Below are 16,977 nucleotides of genomic sequence, written 5' to 3' on the forward strand. Positions count from 1 at the left end.
AATCGATTCGACCGCCGCAAGACCAGCACCGACACGCACCAGAACGCGCAGCACCGAGCGCGCCGCAGCACGATGGGAACCACCATGACGACGCCGTCCACCCGCACCGTCCCGACCACCAAGGCCTGGATCATCGCGGTGTTCGTGGTGTTCACCCTGTCCGGGCTCGACATCGCGACGTGGCTGGGCCGGATCCCGAGCGTCCGCGACTCCCTCGGGGCGAGCACGTTCGAGATGGGCCTGCTCGTGCTCGGCATGGCCGTCGGTTCGATCGGCGGTCTGACCTTCGCCGGGCACATCGTCGCGAAGCTCGGTGCGAGGCGGGGCGTGCAGGTGGCTGCGGCGTGCCTGGCGGTCGGCATGATCTTCGCGGGGGTCGCGGTCACGCTCGGGTGGGGCTTCGCCGCCATCTGGGTCGCGCTCATCGCGTTCGGCTTCGGCAACGGCCTGTGCGACGTGTCGATGAACGTCTCCGGCGCCGCCGCCGAGAAGGCCGGCGGACGCACGATCATGCCGCTGTTCCACGCCGCGTTCAGCCTCGGCACGCTCGCCGGCGCAGGCCTCGGCGCCCTGGCCGAGAAGCTCGAGATCCCGGTGTCGTGGCACTTCATCGTGCTCGTCGTCATCACGAGTGCCGCCATGCTCGTCGCCGTCGCGAAGTTCCAGGACGAGCACCTCGTCGAGCAGCCGGTGTCCACCGACACCAGCCCGGTCGCGACCCCGCTCACCCGCTGGCAGGTCTGGGCACAGCCCTCCACGCTGCTCATCGGCGTGATCGTGCTCGGCATGGCGCTGGCCGAGGGGTCTGCGAACGACTGGCTGCCCCTCGCGATGATCGACGGCCACGGGCTCGACAACGCCGGCGGTGCCGCCGTGCTGACGGTGTTCCTCGCCGCGATGACGGCCGGCCGCGTCGCCGGCAGCCCGCTGATCGACAAGTTCGGCCGCGTGCCGATCCTGCGCATCAGCGCCGCCGTCGCGGTGGTCGGCCTCGGCATGCTCATCTTCATCGACAACGTGCCGCTCGCGATCGTGGGCGTCGTGCTCTGGGGCCTCGGTGCCAGCCTCGGCTTCCCGATGGGCATGTCCGCCGCGGCCGACGACCCCCGCACCGCGGCCGCCAAGGTCAGCGCCGTCGCGACGATCGGCTACGTGGCGTTCCTGGCCGGGCCGCCGCTGATCGGGTTCCTCGGTGAGGAGATCGGCCTGCTCGGGGCGCTGCTGATCGTCTTCGTGTTCATCATCGCGGCCGGCCTGGCCTCGGGAGCAGCGCGCGAGACCGGCGCCGCCGCCCGGCCCGCCCGCGGGACCGACAAGACGAGCGGGACCACGAAGCGGGAGACCGAGCACGAGCACGACACCGCGACCAGCGAGACCGAGCGAGCCAGCGACCGCAGCTGACGCAACGAGCCCTCAGCCGCCGTCCCCCGCCCGCGCCCGCGTCGCCAGGTGCAGGGCAAGGCGGGTCTCCGGGTCGGACAGGTCGACCCCGAGCAACCGCTCCACCCGCGCGATGCGGTCGGACACGGTGTTCCGGTGCACCCCGAGCACCGCGGCGGTCTCGGCGATCGACGACTCCGCGTCCAGGTAGGCGGCGAGCGTCGTCAGGAGCGCCCCGCCACCGCGTTCGAGCGGTGCGAGCAACTGCCGTGAGGCCGGCAGGAACGTGTCCGTCTGCGTCCACGCGAGCAGCAGCTGCGCGAGCCCGAGCCGGTCGACGTGCACGAAGTGCCCGGACTCCGGACGGCTGGCGGCCAGGCGGGCGGCGTCGCCGGCCTCGCCGAGCGTCCGGACCAGCCCGGCAGGGCCCGCCTGCAGACTGCCGACGCCCACGTTGGTCTCCACGGTGGTGCGGAGCGTGTTCTGCGCGCGCCGCAGCCGACCTGCGATGTCGGCCACTGCCTCCCGTCCGGGTTCGTCGGGTTCCGACAGCCACAGCACCCAGCCGTCCGCCTGTTCGACGACGACCGCGTCGAGTCCCTCGGCGCGCACCGCGGCGTCGACCTGCTGGCGGAGCGCGACCAGGTCGACGCCCTGCCGCGCGACCACGCGCGCTCCGACGTGCCAGGCGTCCAGCCGCCACCCGGCGGCGATGGTCCGCTGCACGAGCTGCGGGGCCGGTGCCCCGTCGGCCGCGCGGAGTTCGTCGAGCATCGCCATCCGGTAGCGGGCGTCGCGCTCGTCGTCGAGCCGGGTGAGCAGCAGCCGGTGCCCGACGGCGACGGCTGCCACCTGCAGCGCACTCGCGACCACCTGCTGTTCGGCGGCGATCGGGACGGGCAGGCCGACGGCCAGCCAGGCGCGCGGTCCGATGCCGGTGCCGACCGGGATCGCCACGAGCGTCTCGTCGACGCCCTCGGCGGTCAGCACGTCGCTCGTGCCGGCGCGGCGGACGAGGACGGCGCGGGCCGCGTCGTCGACGGCGGCTCCGCGGAGTGCCAGGCCCGAGGCGTCGAGGAACCGCACCGGGTGGCCGAGCGACCGGTCGAGCCGGGCGAACAGGTCGTCGAGTTCGGGGCCGGCGTCGAGCGCGACGCGGGAGGCGTCGAGGGCTGCCCGGGCCGCCGGGCCCATCCCGGTGCCGATGAGTTCGTGCAGGCGGACCGAGGTCGCCCACGGGTCCGGGGTGGCGAGCACGGCGACGCCGAGCCGGTCGGCGAGCGTCGTGGTGCCGGGGCCGAGTTCCAGTGCCCCGTCGACGACGAGCAGGGTGGTGCCGGCCGCGGACGCCCGGCGCAGCAGCACGTCGAAGCGTGCATCCGCGCGGTCGACGGGGGTGAGCAGCACGACGACGTCGTCGCCCTGTGACAGGGACCGGCCGACCTGGTCGGGGGCCCCCACGACCCCGCGGACGCTCCGGACCGCGGTGCTGCCGGGGCCGACGAGCAGGCGGGTGCCGGGCGGCAGGAGCGGGAGCAGGTCGCCGACGGCGTTCACGCGAGCACCTGGCCCACGGCCTCGGGGACGACGTCCGCGTCGATGCCGAACGCCCGCGGCCCCATGCGCGCGGTGCGGTCGGGGTCCGCCCACCACCACGGCGCCGACGGCAGCACGAGCACCGCGAGCTCGTTGCCGACCCGCGTGCGGTCGGTCGCCACCGGCGCGAGCGAGCGCGCGTCGACGACGGTGATGACGCTCGGGGTGCTGGCGACCGGCAGGCCGTCGACCAGGCAGTGCACGTACTCGCTGCCCGCCTCGACCCGGGCGACCGCGCCGGTGCCGGCGTCGCGGATGGCCAGGCTGCTGCGGACGAACGCGAGCGCGTCCCCCTCGCGTTGGACGTCGATGACCCGGCCCTGCGCGACGACCCGGCCGCCGATGAGCGCGGCGAGTTCCGCCGCGTCGCGTGCGCCGCCGGCGGCACGTCCGATCCGGAGGGCACGCTGCACGCTGCCGACGACGGCCCGCTCGCGCAGCAGCGCGACCGGGACCGGGCCGATCGCGAAGGCCGCCCACCCGCCGCTGTGCGAGACGGCCTCGCGCCACACCGTCTCGACGTCGTGGGGGTGCCGGGCGTCGACCACGATCCGCAGGCCGCTCGTGGTCGCAGCCGCTGCCGTGACCGTCGTGGTCGGGCCGACGAAGACCGACAGCTGGTCGATGCGCGGGACCGCGCGGCCGACCAGGTCCGCGTCGACGAGCGGCAGTCCGGCGGCGTGTGCGGTGAGGGCTGCGGCCGGTCCGGTCACGCCGCCGATCTGCGCGGCGACGACGGCGTCGGCACGGGTGCCCGTCCAGCGTTCGACCGCCGCGAGCGCGGCCGGCAGCTCCTCGCCGCTCGGCATCTTCTCCTCGAGCACGGTGGTCGACCCGATCAGACCGACGGCCACCACCGAGCCGAGCGCGGGGTCGTCGAGGTCGACGACCGGCACGCTGCGGTCGCCGAGCGCGAAGCGGAGCGCGCTGACCATGTGGTCGACGCGGCCGCCACCGCCGCAGCCGAGCAGGGCGGTGCCGCGTCCGAAGACGGTCGCGTCGTCGGCCTGGAGGCCCGCCACACCGCCGCCCCGCCGCTCACCCTGGTCCATGGGTCCATTCTGCTGCCGTGGTCGCGTCCCGGGGCCGGAGCCCGGGGCCGGGCCCGGGGTCGGGTGCCTGGGCCGGGCGCCGGGGTCGGCGCCCGGCCGTTCGTCAGCCGACCGCCGGGGCGGCCGGGCGGACGTGCTCGTGCAGCTCCTCGACCGGGACGAACGGCTCGTCGAGCCCGAAGCACGACGGCCCGAACACGGCGAGCGCCTCCGGGGTCCGCATCAGGTCGGGGGTCGAGATGCCGATCACCCGGACGCGCTGCCCGAACCGCAGGCGCTCGGTGGTGATCGGTTCGGCGGTCTCGGCGTCGAGGACGCAGATCAGGTCGGGCACGACGGCGACGAGCTGCCCGTCGCGCCGGGCGACGAGGTTCTCGTTCTGGAACCGGAGCTCGAGCTCGGAGCCGTCGGTCCCCTGCACGGTGGCACGACCGCGGGCGAACCCGTCGACCGTGCGGCGCTCGACGTCGACGACCTTGCCGTCGAACAGCTCGCGCAGGTGCGTGTAGATCGTCGTGCCGAGGGCCTCGGCGAGCGCGTCGATGGGGTCACGGTGGGCTTCGCGGGCGACCCGGATGGCCCGACCGACGGCGAGTGCCAGGGAGAGCGTGCGCGGGACGGCGGTCTCCTGCACCTGGCGGCCGGACATGGCGTACTCGGCGATGTAGGCGACGCCGCCGAGCCGGATGGTGACCCCGCGGGCGAGCCACTCCATCTTCTTGTTGTCCGTGCCGGTCTCGATGATGACGCCGTGGCCGTTCTCGTCGCTGATCGCCAGTGGACTGCCGGGGACCCCGTAGACCGAGAACGTCTCCATCTGCAGCTCGGGGAACGCGCGGCCCATGCCGTCCGCGTCGACGACGGGCAGGCCACCGGTGGCACCGACGAGCAGCGGGATCATCGAGTTGATGCCGCCGCACTCGATGGGCATCGTCGCGGTCGCCGTCCGGCCCAGGTGGGCTTCGAGCCGACGGAGTGCGCCGAGGGGTTCCGGTCCGGCCGGGATGCGTTCGAGCACCACGGTCGGTGCGCCCATCTGCGCGGTGGGGATGACGAGGGCGTCGTCGGGCACCTCGGACGGGTCGAGGATCGTGACGGGGCCGTGCTGTTCGATCGCGGCACGGACCAGGAGCATCCCGATGGTGGGGTCGCCCCCGCCGCCGGTGCCGAGCAGGGCGGCGCCGCGGGCCAGGTCGGGCAGGTCGTCGACGTCGAGGATCCAGCTCATCGGTGCGCTCCCGTGTTCGTCTCGCCCGCGCTCGTGGTGCCGTCGTGGCGGACCGCGGGGGTGTCGTAGCCGAAGTACCGCGGGCCGGCCAGGCGGAGGCCGTCCGGGGAGTGCCAGCGCTCGTCGGCCGGTGCGGTGACGATCCGGATGCGGGCGCCGAACCGCAGGGCCTCGGTGGTGATCGGCTCGCCGGTCTCGGCGTCCAACGTGATGATGAGGTCGGGAGCCGTGGTGCGGACCTGGCCGGCCACCTCGACCAGCAGGTGCTCGTTCTGGAACCGGAGCACCGCCTCCAGGCCGGTGTCGCTGCCGGAACCGGCGATGCGGGCCGTGCCACGGGCGAACCCGGTGACGGTCTTGCGCTCGATGTCGGCGACCTTGCCCTCGAACACGACCGTGCCGCCGAGCACCTCGGTGACCGCCGTGACGGGGTCCGCGTTCTCGCTGCGTGCGCGGACCAGCGTCTCACCCAGCCGGACGCTCAGCGACAGGCTGCCGCGGACGAACGACTCCTTCACCTGCGCGCCGGACATGGCGTACTGCGCCGTGATCGCGGAACAGCCCATCTCGACCGTCGCCGTGCGGGCGAGCCGCTCTGCCCACCGGTTGTCGACCGTGTCGAAGACGACGGTGTTGCCCTTCTCGTCGGCCAGGGCCATCGGTGTCGCGCTGACCCCGGACAGGGTCGGCAGCACCATCTGCACCTCGGGGAACGCGCGGCCCATGCCGTCGCCGTCGACCAGGGGCAGGCCGAGTTCGGCCGCGGCGACGATCGGGGTCGTCGAGTTCACGCCACCGACCTCGATGCAGGCCAGGTGGGTCGGGGTCACGTTGAGGAACGCCGACAGGCTGCGGATGGCCTCGGCGAACTGGCCGGCGGACGGCAGCTTCTCGACCATCACGGTGGGGGCGCCGATCATCGCGACCGAGAGCACCACGGCGTCGTCGGGCAGGTCCTCGACCTGGACGATCTCGACCGGGCCGTGGGCGCGGACGGCGGCCTCGGCGAGCAGGCGTCCGATGTAGGGGTCACCGCCGCCACCGGTGCCGAGGATCGCGGCGCCGCGGGCGAGGGCCGAGCAGTCCGCCCCGATGGAGGTGATGGGGACCTCAGCGGACTGCTCGGCGGTCTGGGAGTTGGAGGTGGTCGTGGGCGGGGTCGCCGTCTCGGTGGCGCTCATCGGACCAGCGCCCCGAGTGCCAGGTCGCCGACCGCCTTGGCGCGGATCCGCGTCGCGTTGCCCGGCAGGTACGGGATCGGGACCTCGTCGAAGTCGACGATGTCCACCGAACCGGGGTCGGCGCCGGCCGCGATCGCACGGTCGACCGCCTCTTGCCGGGCCTCGTCGACCACGGCGGACCGGCGACCGTCGCTGATCGCGTAGACCTTGTCGACCTCGCCGCTGACCTGCGCGATCGCCGCACCGATGGCGTTGGCGACCGAGTAGTGCTCCGGGCGGTGCACGGTGCCGAGTCCGGGCAGGGTGTCCGGCAGCAGCACCGAGCCGCCGCCGACCGCCACGACGGGCAGCGGGTCGGACGAGGTGCGCATCCGCTCGACGATGTCGGCGACGCGCTCCGCGATGACGTCGAGCGCGCGGGCGGCGACCTCGGCCGGCACCCCGGCGACGAGCGACGGGTCCCCGATCGCACCGCGGCCACCGCGGACGGCGACGTCGGTGGCGGTCAGGGTGGAGCCGCCGAAGACCAGGCCCTCCTCGGTCAGGCGGTACCCGACGGAGTCCGGCCCGACGACGCTGCCGTCCTCGCGGATGCGGGAGCCGCCGCCGATGCCGACGGACAGGACGTCGGGCATCCGGAAGTTCGTGCGGATGCCGGCGACGGCGACCTCGCCGGTGGCCTCACGCGGGAAGCCCGCGGTCAGGACGCCGACGTCGCTCGTCGTGCCGCCGACGTCCACGACCGCGCAGGTGTCGAAGCCGGACAGCACCGCGGCGCCGCGCATCGAGTTCGTCGGGCCGGAGGCGAACGTCGCGACCGGGTAGCGGCGGGCGTACTCGACGTCCATCAGCGTGCCGTCGTTCTGGCTCAGGAAGAGCGGTGCGTCGATGCCGCTGCCCGTGACCGACCCGGACAGGCCGTCGACGATGCGGTCGGCGAGCTCACGGAGCGCCGCGTTGATGATCGTCGCGTTCTCGCGCTCGAGCAGGCCGATGCGACCGATCTCGGACGACAGCGAGAACGCCACGTCCGGCCCGAGCTCGGCGGCCATGATCTCCTGCGCACGCTGCTCGAACTCGTCGTTGATCGGGGAGAACACCGACGAGATCGCGACGGAGCGGATGCCCGCGGCCGCGATGGCACCGGCGTGCCGCTTGAGCTCCTCGGGGTCGAGCTCCGAGATGACACGGCCGTCGAACTCGTGGCCGCCGTGTGCCAGGAACGGCTGCGCGTGCACGGCCGACACGAGGTGCCCGGGCCAGTCCGTGAACGGGGGCAGCGACGCCGTCGCCGGCAGGCCCAGGCGGACCGCGGCCGTCGGGGCGAGGCCGCGTGCCTCCACCAGGGCGTTGATGAAGTGGGTGGTGCCGATCATCACGCCGTCGATGTCCGTGGGGCCGAAGGCGTGCTGCTCGCGCAGGCCGTCGAGCGCGGCGACGATGCCCGAGGTGACGTCCGGGGTGGTGGACCGCTTGACCGCCGCACGGACGGTGCTGCCGTCCATCAGGACGGCGTCCGTGTTGGTGCCGCCGACGTCGATGCCGATGCGCATGGGGGTTCCCTTCGGTGGTGCGGGTGCGGGTGTGGGTGCGGTGGTGCGGGTGCGGGGTCTTCGCGGGGGGGTGTTGCTGGGTCGGGGGGGGTGCTGGTTCGTGGAGTGGGGACCGGCCGCGCCGTCGCGCGGATCAGGGGTGCGGCGACGCGACCGGCCGTTCGGGGAGCGCCCGGGTCAGGCGGCGGGGGTGGCCGGTGCTTCGGCGACCGGGGCCTCGGTGGCAGCCGGCGCGGCCTCGGTCCGACTGACACCGACGCCGCGGATCAGCCCGACCTTGCCGGCGACCACGTAGAGCACGAAGGCGATGACCACGGAGCTGATCGACGGGATGCCGACGGCGACGAAGTACCCGATGAGCGAGGCGACCGCCCAGATGACCAGGGTGGCCGGCACCCAGGTGGGCGAGGTCGCCGGGATGTTCTCGGCGTCGCTCAGCTCGCGGCGCCAGCGCTTCACGACGAAGTACTCCGCCACCATGATCCCGGCGATCGGCGGGAAGACGACCCCGAGCACGGACAGGAACGGTGTGAGGGCCCCGAGGAACCCGACGGCGGCGAGCACCGAGCCGACGACGCCCATCACGAGCGTCACGAGCCCGCGGTTCACCTGCTTGCCGAAGACCGCGTCGATGAAGTTCGTGACGCCGAGGCTCGAGCTGTAGATGTTCCAGTCGTTGATCTTGAACGTGCCGAGCAGGATCACGAGGATGCCGACCCAGCCGACGCTCGACGTGATCACGCGGGTGATGTCCGCGGAGCCGACGGCGTGGGCGAGCAGGACACCGGCCAGGCCGATGACGTACTCGCCGAGCGTCACGCCGAGCAGCGTCTGCTTCACGACGTCGCCGACCGACCGGTTGAAGCGCGTCATGTCCGGCGTGATCACCGCACCGACGATGAACCCGCCGGCGACCAGGGTGGTGCCCGCCACGAAGCTCAGCTCCGGACCGGCCGGGGCACGCGCGGCGAGCTCGGCGATCGAGTGGCGGCTCAGCTCGACGATGACCGCCCAGCCGACGAGCACCAGGAACAGCGGCACGGTCACGTTCGCCAGCCACTGCATCGAGTGGAACCCGCGCAGGACGATCGCGGTGACGAGCAGCCCGAACACGAGCGACCACGCCCAGGCGGGCAGGATCGGCAGGATCGAGACGAGGCCGGCCGCCGAGACACCCGACTGGATGCCGAACCACCCGATCAGGCTCAGCCCGATCGCCAGCCCGACCAGCGCCGAGCCGGCCTTGCCGAACCCGGTCCAGCGGGCGATGACCGAGGTGTTCAGGCCCTCCTTGACGCCGATGACGCCGACGAGGACCGAGACGATCTCCAGGATCACGGCGCCCAGGGTGATCGCCCAGAAGGCGTCCCAGAAGCTCATGCCGAAGCCGAGCGTCGCACCGAGCAGGAACTGGGACAGGGCCGAGATCTGCCCGAAGCGCTGCACGGCGACCTGGAACCAGCCGTAGCGCGCGGACATCGGGACTCGGCTGAGCGAGTAGTCGTCGACGGCGACCGACTCGGAACGGGGGGTTCGTGGTGCTGACACTGCGGTCTCGCTGGCCATCGTGGCTCCTCGGGGAGGGGTGTCGGCGTGGGCCGATCGGGGTGTCAGCCACGGTAGGACGGCCTCGGATTGCGGTACATGTGCAGAACGTCGTTACGGGCATGTGAATCCGTGCGCGCTGCACAGGCCGCGCGCCCGGTCCGGCTCATCACACCACGCCGGTTAGGCTTCCGGGGTGCGTCTCGTCATCGCCCGGTGCTCCGTCGACTACGCGGGCCGGCTCTCAGCCCACCTGCCGCTCGCGACCCGCCTGCTCATGCTCAAGGCGGACGGCTCCCTGCTCGTGCACTCCGACGGCGGCAGCTACAAGCCGCTGAACTGGATGAGCCCGCCCTGCTCGATCGAGATCACCGAGCCAGACGAGGAGCAGTCGGTCGCCGGCATCACGCAGGTGTGGACGGTGACGCAGAAGAAGACGCAGGACAAGCTCATCGTCTCCCTGTACGAGGTGGTGTCCGACGAGACCCACGACCTGGGCGTCGACCCGGGCCTGGTGAAGGACGGGGTCGAGGCGCACCTGCAGCAACTCCTGGCCGAGCAGATCGAGCTCCTCGGTGACGGCCACACCCTGGTCCGTCGCGAGTACATGACGGCGATCGGGCCGGTCGACATCCTGGCCCGCGACGACGCAGGGGCGAGCGTCGCGGTCGAGATGAAGCGCAACGCCAACATCGACGCGGTCGAGCAGCTCACCCGGTACCTCGAGCTCATGAACCGCGACCCGCACCTGCGTCCGGTGCAGGGCGTGCTCGCCGCGCAGACGGTGGCACCGCAGGCACGCACCCTCGCCGAGGACCGCGGTATCCGCGTCCTCGTGCTCGACTACGACGCGATGCGCGGCATCGAGGGCGGCCACACCCGCCTGTTCTGAGCCGCGTCGGGCCGTCCGGCCTGGAGGCACGGCGCACCCCCGCCCCGCCGCCGACGGATCCCGGATGGTCGCCGCCACGGCCCGGCTAGGGTGGGCAGGACATGACCAGCCCGTTCTCCGCCATCCTGTTCGACCTCGACGGCACCATCAGCGACTCCGCTCCGGGCATCCTCGAGAGCCTGACGCACACCTTCCGCACCGTCGGCGTCCCGGTGCCGGACCACGACACCCTGATGTCGTTCGTGGGCCCGCCGATCATGGACACGTTCCGGATCGCGATGGGCATGGACGAGGAGCTCGCTGACCGCACCCTCGCCGTCTACCGCGAGCACTACTTCTCGCACGGGGCGCTCGACTCCGAGATGTTCCCGGACATCGACGTCGTGCTGCGCACCCTGCACCAGGCGGGGCTGCCGATCTCGACGGCGACGAGCAAGCCGGAGACGCCGGCGACCTACATCCTCGAGCACTACGGGCTCACCGGGGACATCGACATCATCACGGGTGCGAGCGACGACGAGGTGCGGTCGAGCAAGGCCGACGTCGTCGAAGAGGCACTGCGACGCCTCGAGGCCCACGGCTTCGACACCAGCCGCCCGGTGCTGATCGGCGACCGGAAGCACGACGTCGAGGGCGCGACCGTGCACGGCGTCCCGGTCGTCTTCGCCGAGTGGGGCTACGGCTCCCCCGACGAGGCCGAGGGCACCATCGCCCGCGCCGCCACCCCGCTCGACCTGCTGCCGATCCTGCTGCCGTCCGCGACGCCGTCCGCATGAGCGACGACGTCGTCCGGCGGGGCCTCCGCGGCGCCGCCTGGTTGCTGCCGGCGGCCATCGTCCTGATCGCCCTGAACTTCCGCGGCCCGATCGTCGCGACCGCCCCGGTCATCGGGGACGTCCGCGCCGACCTCGGCCTGACCGCGACGATCGCCGGGCTGCTGACGACGATCCCGGTGCTGTGCTTCGCCCTCGCGACGCCGTTCGCCAGCTGGGTCATCGCGAAGGCGGACCCCGAGCGCGCAGTCTCGCTGTCGCTCGTCATCGTGCTCGCCGGCACCGTCGTGCGCTCGATGCCCTCGTCGGCGGCGCTGCTGATCGGCACCGCGGTCATCGGCATCGGCATCACGATCGGCAACGTGGTGATCCCGGTCGTCATCCGGCGGGACACCTCACCGGAACGCGTCGGCCTGGTCACCGGCGTGTACACGTCGGCGCTCAACGTCGGGTCGATGATCACGTCGCTCGGCACCGCTCCCCTGGCCGCCCTGTGGGGGTGGCCGGTCGCCATCGCGATCTGGGCGGTCTTCGCACTCATCGCCGCCGCGGCCTGGACCTACACGGTCGGTGCTCGCGCCGCCTGGCGACGCCCGCTGCCCTCCGAGCGGGACGAACCACTGCCCGTCACCGGCCCGATCGACCAGGTGCTCGACACCGGGGCGATCCGGACCGCCCGCGCGGCCGAGGCCGCACGGGTCGCCGCCGCCGAGCCCATCCGACCGGCACGACGGCTCATCACCTGGGGCCTGACGCTCGCGTTCGGCGGCCAGGCGTTCTCGTACTACGCCCTCACCGCGTGGATCCCGACGCTGCTGCACGACGAGATCGGCTTCTCGAAGGCGTCGTCGGGCGCGAGCTCGTCGGTGTTCCAGATCCTGGCCGTCGTCGGGGCGCTCGGTGTCCCGCTGCTCGCGACCCGGTGGCGTCCGGCAGCGATCATCGCCCTGGTCGGCACGCTGTGGCTGGCGATGCCGCTCGGGCTGCTGTTCGCCCCGCAGCTCTGGTTGCTGTGGTCGGTGCTCGGCGGTGCAGCCCAGGGTGGTGGCATCACCGTGATCTTCATCGTCATCGTGCGGATCGTCTCGAGCGACGCCGACGCCCGCCGGATGTCCGCGTTCGTGCAGGGCGGCGGGTACCTGCTCGGGTCGGCCGGGCCGCTCGTCGCCGGCGCGCTGCACGGTGCGACGGGGAACTGGACGGCGCCGCTGCTCGTCTTGCTCGTCGCGGTGCTCACCCTCGGTGTCGTCGGGACGTTCGCCGCGCGACGGGTGTCCTGACCCCGAACCCGAACGCCGGCTGAGACCCCGCTCCGGCTCGACCCCCGAGGCGCTGACCGACGGGGGCCGCACCCGCACGACCCCTCAGCGCGCGGACCGGCTTCGGGGCCAGCTGGCGGCACGGTCCCGGCCGGTCGTCATCCCGGACGGCCAAGGTCCGGAGAGTGGACATCCGACGACCCGCCCGGTGGCGGGACCAGCCGCTCGCGGCACGGCTCACCCTGCTCGTGATCGCGGGCGGCACGACCGTGCTGCTCGCCTGGAACCTGGGCCGTGGCGGGGACTTCAGCTTCTACCAGGCGTCGGCGCGGTCGATGTCCGAGTCGTGGCCGGCGCTGTTCTCGGGCGCGTTCGACCCCTCCGCGACGGTGACGCTCGACAAGCTCAGCGGCTTCGCCGTCCCGCAGGCGCTGAGCCTCCGGCTGTTCGGGCACTCCACCGCCGCACTCGCGTTCCCCCAGGTCGTCGAGGGGCTCGTCACCCTGTGGGCATGCTCCCTGGTCGGACTCCGCTGGGCCGGCGTCGGGACGGGCCTCGTCGCTGCCGCAGCAGCCGGGTCGACGCCGGTCTTCGTGTCGATGTTCGCGCACCCGATGGAGGACGGCATGGTCACCGCCGCGCTGGCCGTCGCCCTGCTGTGCTGGCAGCACGCGGCACTGACCGGGCGCTGGTGGCCGCTCGTCACCGCGGGCCTGGCCGTCGGCGTCGGGTTCCAGGCGAAGATGGTGCAGGCGTGGTTCGTCCTGCCGGCGCTGCTGCTCGGCACCCTGCTGGCCTCGGCCGGGCACGACGGCCGTCCCTTCCGCTTCGGCACCCGGGTGGTCCGTGCCGGAGTGCTCGGGATCGTCGCGGTCCTGGCGTCGGTGTCGTGGGTCACCGCGCTGGCGCTCACGCCGTCGGGTTCGCGGCCGTGGGCGGACGGCTCCACCGACGACAGTCCGCTCGCGATGGTGTTCGGGTACAACGGCATCGACCGGTTCCTGCCCGGCGCGGTGCCCGGGTCCGTCCGGTCGTTCACGGTGCCGTTCGGCCCGCACACCTGGCGCGGTGGTCCGGCCGGGTTCGGCAAGCTGCTCGGACCGCACCTGGCGTCACAGGTGGCCTGGCTCCTGCCCGCGGCGGTGTTCGGCGTGGTGGTCGCGGCCGTGGTGCTCGTCCGCCGCCGTGCGGAGCGGCCCGGTGCCCTCGGCTCCCCGTTCGGGCGCGCCTTCGACACCCGTGCCAGCGCCGCCACCCTGGCCGTCCTGGTGGTCTGGCTCGGCACCGCGGCGGCCGTGCTCTCGGTGGCCGCCGTGCCGCACACCGCCTACGTCGCCGCGATCGGCGTGCAGCTCGCCCTGCTCGCAGCCCTCGGGTGGCGTGGTGCGGTCGGGCTCGTCCGGGCGCAGTCTCGAGGGCTCCGGGCGCTCCCGGTCGTCCTCGCCGCGGCACAGTTCGGCTGGGTGGTGTTCCTCGCGCGGGGCACCGCGATGCCGAGCGTGCTCGCCGTGCCCGCGATCGCCGTCTCGACGGTCGCTGTCGTCGCGACGCTGTTGGCGATGTGGCGGCGACCCCGCTGGGAGGCGACGCGCGGGCCGGACCGGCACCGGGCCTCCAGGACGGTCATCGCGCTGGCAGCCGGGCTCGCGCTCGTCGCCGGACCCGCCGCGTTCTCACTGCAGGCGCTCGACGCGACCCGCGACGGCAGCGGCGTCGACGCGTCGGTCGGGCCGTGGCCCGCACGCTGGCCGATCCCGGCCGGCAGCCCGGACGTCTTCCACGTGTCGCGCCCGGACCCGTGGGGCGGGTCGACGCCCTACCCGCGTGCCCTCAGCCGACTCGTCGCGACCGCGCGACGCCTGGAGGGGTACCGGCACGACGAACCGCTCTTCATGACGGACACCTGGCACATCTCCGCACCCGTGATCGACGCGACCGGGCTGCCAGTGCTGACGGACGGCGGGTTCTCGGGCACCGTGCCCGTCTTCACGACGCACCAGATCCGCCGGAGGATCGCCGACGGCCTGCGCGTCCTCGTCGTCGAGGCCCACGCGCCCCGCACCGACCCGGTCCTGCGCGCCGCACTGGTCGGGGGCTGCCGAGCACTCACCAGCGGCACCCGGCACGCACGCCTGCCGATGCAGCCGCGCCGGGCGGACGGCATCACGTGGACGGTCTGGCACTGCGGGCTGCCCGGGCCGTCGGTCGGACCCGGCGCGCACCGGCACCACGGGTCAGCTCGCGGCGAGCACCTCGCGCAGGGACATCGGCGGACGCCCGGTGATGCGTTCGACGTCGCCGGACACGTGCGCGAGCGCCCCCTCGGCGATGGCCGTGTAGGTGCTCACCCAGGCGTCCGCCTGCCACGGCTCCGGGTTCCACTGCGCACGTGATGCGTACGCCTCGTCGAGGGTCTCCGGGTGGTAGCTGACCGTCCGGCCGCGGACCTCGGACACGATCGCCGCCGCCTGGGCCAGGGTGATCGCCTCGGGGCCGGTCAGCTCGTACGTCTGGTCGCGGTGGGCGTCCGGGTCGTGCAGCACCGCGGTCGCGACGCGGGCGACGTCGGCACGGGCCACCGCGGCCATGGCGCCGTCGCCGGCCGGGCCGCGGATCACGCCGTCCTCGCCGACCAGGTCCTCGACGAAGTCCAGGTAGAAGCTGTCGCGCAGGAACGTGAACGCCATCCCGCTCTCGCGGATCGCCTGCTCCGTCGCCCAGTGGTCGCGTCCGAGCGTGAAGGTCGCGTCGGGAGCCGCGCCGAGGAACGACGTGTAGACGACGTGCCGCACGCCCGCGTCGGCCGCCGCGGCGACGAACGCGCGGTGCTGGTCGAGGCGGTCCTGGGCCTCGGCCGCCGAGACCATGAGCAGCACCTCGACGCCCTCGAGCGCCACTCGGCTCGCGTCGGCGTCGGCGAAGGTCGCGACGGCGACCTCCGTGCCGGGCAGCTCCGGCGCACGGGAGGCGTCGCGCACGAGCATCCGGAACGGCACGGCGTCCGCGGCGAGCGCCGCGCTCACGGCGCCCCCGATGTTGCCGGTCGCTCCAGTGATGGCGATGGTCATGGTCGCTCCTCGTGTCGGTGTCGCGTCGTGGTGGTCGGGGTCGTCGTGGTCACGTCGTTGTCGGGGTCGCCTGGTGGTCGTCGACGGTCGCGTCGGTCGGTGGTCACGTCCACACCGTCCTGGAGGCCCGGATCACCGTGGGCGCGACCCTCGCGGCGTTCACGCCGTCCACCTCCACCGCCCACGCGCGGGCGGCGTCGTGGTCGCGGCCGTGCCGCATGTGCCGGCCGACCAGGCGGTCGAGCCGCACGTCGTCGGCGACGGCGCAGAACCAGGTCTCGGTGAAGAGCGCCGGCAGCGTCGACCACGGTGCGGTGTCGTCGAGCAGGTAGTTGCCCTCGGACACCACGAGGCGGGCGGCGCGGGGTACCGCGATGCTGCCGGCCACGGGTTCGTCCACGCGACGGTCGAAGTCCGGCGCCCACACCACGTCCTCGTCGGCGGCGACGAGTCGGCGGACGAGCGCGACGTAGCCGTCGGCGTCGAAGGTGTCCGCCGCGCCCTTGCGGTCGTGCCGGCCGAGGGCGTCGAGCGCCGCGTTCGACAGGTGGAAGCCGTCCATCGGGACCTGCACCGCCGTGCCGGCACCCAGGCGGTCGTCGACGGCGGTGACGATGCGACGGGCGAGCGTGGACTTGCCAGCGCCCGGTGCTCCGGCGATCCCGAGCACCGTGCGGCGGCTCGAACGGGCCAGTTCGACGGCGCGCTCGACGGCCTGGTCGACGGTCGTGCCGGAGTCGCTCACGGCCTCATCCTCGCAGAGCGCACCGACGCCGGGCCGCGGTGGTTCACTTGCCGCATGGTCGATGCGACGAAGGCGTTCAGCGGGTTCTCGGTGCGCGACGTGCCCGAGGCGAAGGCGTTCTACCAGGACGTCCTGGGGGTCGAGGTCACCGAGGACCACGGCATGCTCTTCCTGCAGCTCGGCGGTGGACACCAGGTGCTCGTATACCCGAAGGGCCCGGGTCACGAACCGGCGGCCTTCACGGTGCTGAACTTCCCGGTGCCGGACATCGACGCCGCGGTCGACGAGCTCACCACCAAGGGCGTCGTGTTCCTGCAGTACGAGGGGGTGACCGACGACCGGGGTGTGAACCGGAAGGGCGGGCCGCTCATCGCCTGGTTCACCGACCCTTCGGGCAACGTCCTCAGCGTCATCGAGGACTGAACATGTTGTATTCCGAGAGCTCGCGTCGGCGCTGCTGATCGTCCTATCGTCCTCTCACCGACGAGAGGACGGCCATGACGAAGGTGCTGGGACGGCAGTGGACCCGCGAGGAACTCCTGGCGGAGCGGGCGAGGGTCCGCGCGCAGTGGAACCTGGACGAGCGGGAGTTCGCCCCGACCGAGCAGTGGCGGGACCTGTTCACGGACGAGTACCTCGCACAGAACTGGCTCGACAGCATCTCCGCCCTGCTGGGGGAGCGATGACCGAGCAGGCCGCGGGTTG

Annotated in this window: 14 protein-coding genes and 1 pseudogene; 7 read left to right on the forward strand and 8 right to left on the reverse strand. The window is 73.2% G+C overall.

Annotated features, from left to right (window positions below; translation table 11 throughout):
- The first annotated feature begins 84 nt into the window (after window positions 1-84).
- Window positions 85-1,401, forward strand: a complete 1,317-nt coding sequence (locus HP445_RS12745) for an MFS transporter (RefSeq protein ID WP_128780288.1) — start codon at window positions 85-87, stop codon at window positions 1,399-1,401.
- A 12-nt stretch (window positions 1,402-1,413) separates the two neighbouring features.
- On the opposite strand, the gene HP445_RS19180 is transcribed toward HP445_RS12745, so the two are convergent.
- From HP445_RS19180 to HP445_RS12775, 6 genes are all read right to left on the reverse strand, one after another.
- On the reverse strand, window positions 1,414-2,937 hold the full coding sequence (locus tag HP445_RS19180) for a helix-turn-helix domain-containing protein (protein ID WP_128780289.1): 1,524 nt from the start codon (window positions 2,935-2,937) through the stop codon (window positions 1,414-1,416).
- Window positions 2,934-4,028: a DUF917 domain-containing protein gene (locus tag HP445_RS12755; RefSeq protein WP_111055261.1), complete on the reverse strand. Its 1,095-nt coding sequence runs from the start codon at window positions 4,026-4,028 to the stop codon at window positions 2,934-2,936. The genes HP445_RS19180 and HP445_RS12755 overlap by 4 nt, the downstream gene beginning before the upstream one ends.
- A gap of 103 nt (window positions 4,029-4,131) precedes the next feature.
- Entirely contained in the window at window positions 4,132-5,256 is a 1,125-nt protein-coding gene (locus HP445_RS12760; RefSeq protein ID WP_128780290.1) for an S-methyl thiohydantoin desulfurase family protein, read from the reverse strand.
- Window positions 5,253-6,437 carry an S-methyl thiohydantoin desulfurase family protein gene (locus tag HP445_RS12765; protein WP_217499914.1) on the reverse strand — a complete coding sequence of 395 codons (1,185 nt, stop codon included), beginning with the start codon at window positions 6,435-6,437 and terminating at the stop codon, window positions 5,253-5,255. Before HP445_RS12765 ends, HP445_RS12760 begins: the two co-directional genes overlap by 4 nt.
- Window positions 6,434-7,990: a hydantoinase/oxoprolinase N-terminal domain-containing protein gene (locus HP445_RS12770; RefSeq protein ID WP_071404451.1), complete on the reverse strand. Its 1,557-nt coding sequence runs from the start codon at window positions 7,988-7,990 to the stop codon at window positions 6,434-6,436. Before HP445_RS12770 ends, HP445_RS12765 begins: the two co-directional genes overlap by 4 nt.
- A gap of 177 nt (window positions 7,991-8,167) precedes the next feature.
- Window positions 8,168-9,556 (reverse strand): purine-cytosine permease family protein, encoded by a 1,389-nt coding sequence (locus HP445_RS12775; RefSeq protein ID WP_128780291.1) that lies wholly within the window; start codon window positions 9,554-9,556, stop codon window positions 8,168-8,170.
- A 175-nt stretch (window positions 9,557-9,731) separates the two neighbouring features.
- On the opposite strand from HP445_RS12775, the gene nucS reads away from it, so the two are divergent.
- The 4 genes and pseudogenes from nucS to HP445_RS18685 all read left to right on the forward strand — a co-directional run.
- Window positions 9,732-10,427 carry an endonuclease NucS gene (nucS, locus tag HP445_RS12780; RefSeq protein ID WP_017887754.1) on the forward strand — a complete coding sequence of 232 codons (696 nt, stop codon included), beginning with the start codon at window positions 9,732-9,734 and terminating at the stop codon, window positions 10,425-10,427.
- A gap of 101 nt (window positions 10,428-10,528) precedes the next feature.
- Window positions 10,529-11,203 carry an HAD hydrolase-like protein gene (locus HP445_RS12785; protein ID WP_128780292.1) on the forward strand — a complete coding sequence of 225 codons (675 nt, stop codon included), beginning with the start codon at window positions 10,529-10,531 and terminating at the stop codon, window positions 11,201-11,203.
- Window positions 11,200-12,480: an MFS transporter gene (locus HP445_RS12790; RefSeq protein WP_128780293.1), complete on the forward strand. Its 1,281-nt coding sequence runs from the start codon at window positions 11,200-11,202 to the stop codon at window positions 12,478-12,480. The genes HP445_RS12785 and HP445_RS12790 overlap by 4 nt, the downstream gene beginning before the upstream one ends.
- A gap of 314 nt (window positions 12,481-12,794) precedes the next feature.
- Window positions 12,795-13,340 (forward strand): annotated as a pseudogene (locus HP445_RS18685) (ArnT family glycosyltransferase); the annotation flags it as partial.
- Between the two features lie 1,353 nt (window positions 13,341-14,693).
- On the opposite strand, the gene HP445_RS12795 reads toward HP445_RS18685, so the two are convergent.
- Both HP445_RS12795 and HP445_RS12800 read right to left on the reverse strand, forming a co-directional pair.
- The gene (locus HP445_RS12795; protein ID WP_111088836.1) at window positions 14,694-15,527 is read right to left on the reverse strand and encodes an SDR family oxidoreductase; all 834 of its coding nucleotides are present in this window, start codon (window positions 15,525-15,527) and stop codon (window positions 14,694-14,696) included.
- 103 nt (window positions 15,528-15,630) lie between these two features.
- Window positions 15,631-16,272, reverse strand: a complete 642-nt coding sequence (locus HP445_RS12800) for a nucleoside/nucleotide kinase family protein (protein WP_128780295.1) — start codon at window positions 16,270-16,272, stop codon at window positions 15,631-15,633.
- Window positions 16,273-16,326: 54 nt separating this feature from the next.
- On the opposite strand from HP445_RS12800, the gene HP445_RS12805 reads away from it, so the two are divergent.
- Window positions 16,327-16,695, forward strand: a complete 369-nt coding sequence (locus tag HP445_RS12805; protein WP_128780296.1) for a VOC family protein — start codon at window positions 16,327-16,329, stop codon at window positions 16,693-16,695.
- 74 nt (window positions 16,696-16,769) lie between these two features.
- Window positions 16,770-16,958 carry a hypothetical protein gene (locus HP445_RS12810; RefSeq protein WP_128780297.1) on the forward strand — a complete coding sequence of 63 codons (189 nt, stop codon included), beginning with the start codon at window positions 16,770-16,772 and terminating at the stop codon, window positions 16,956-16,958.
- The last annotated feature ends 19 nt before the right edge of the window (window positions 16,959-16,977 follow it).

The organism is Curtobacterium flaccumfaciens (assembly GCF_013359815.1).
Taxonomy (GTDB): Bacteria; Actinomycetota; Actinomycetes; order Actinomycetales; family Microbacteriaceae; genus Curtobacterium; species Curtobacterium flaccumfaciens.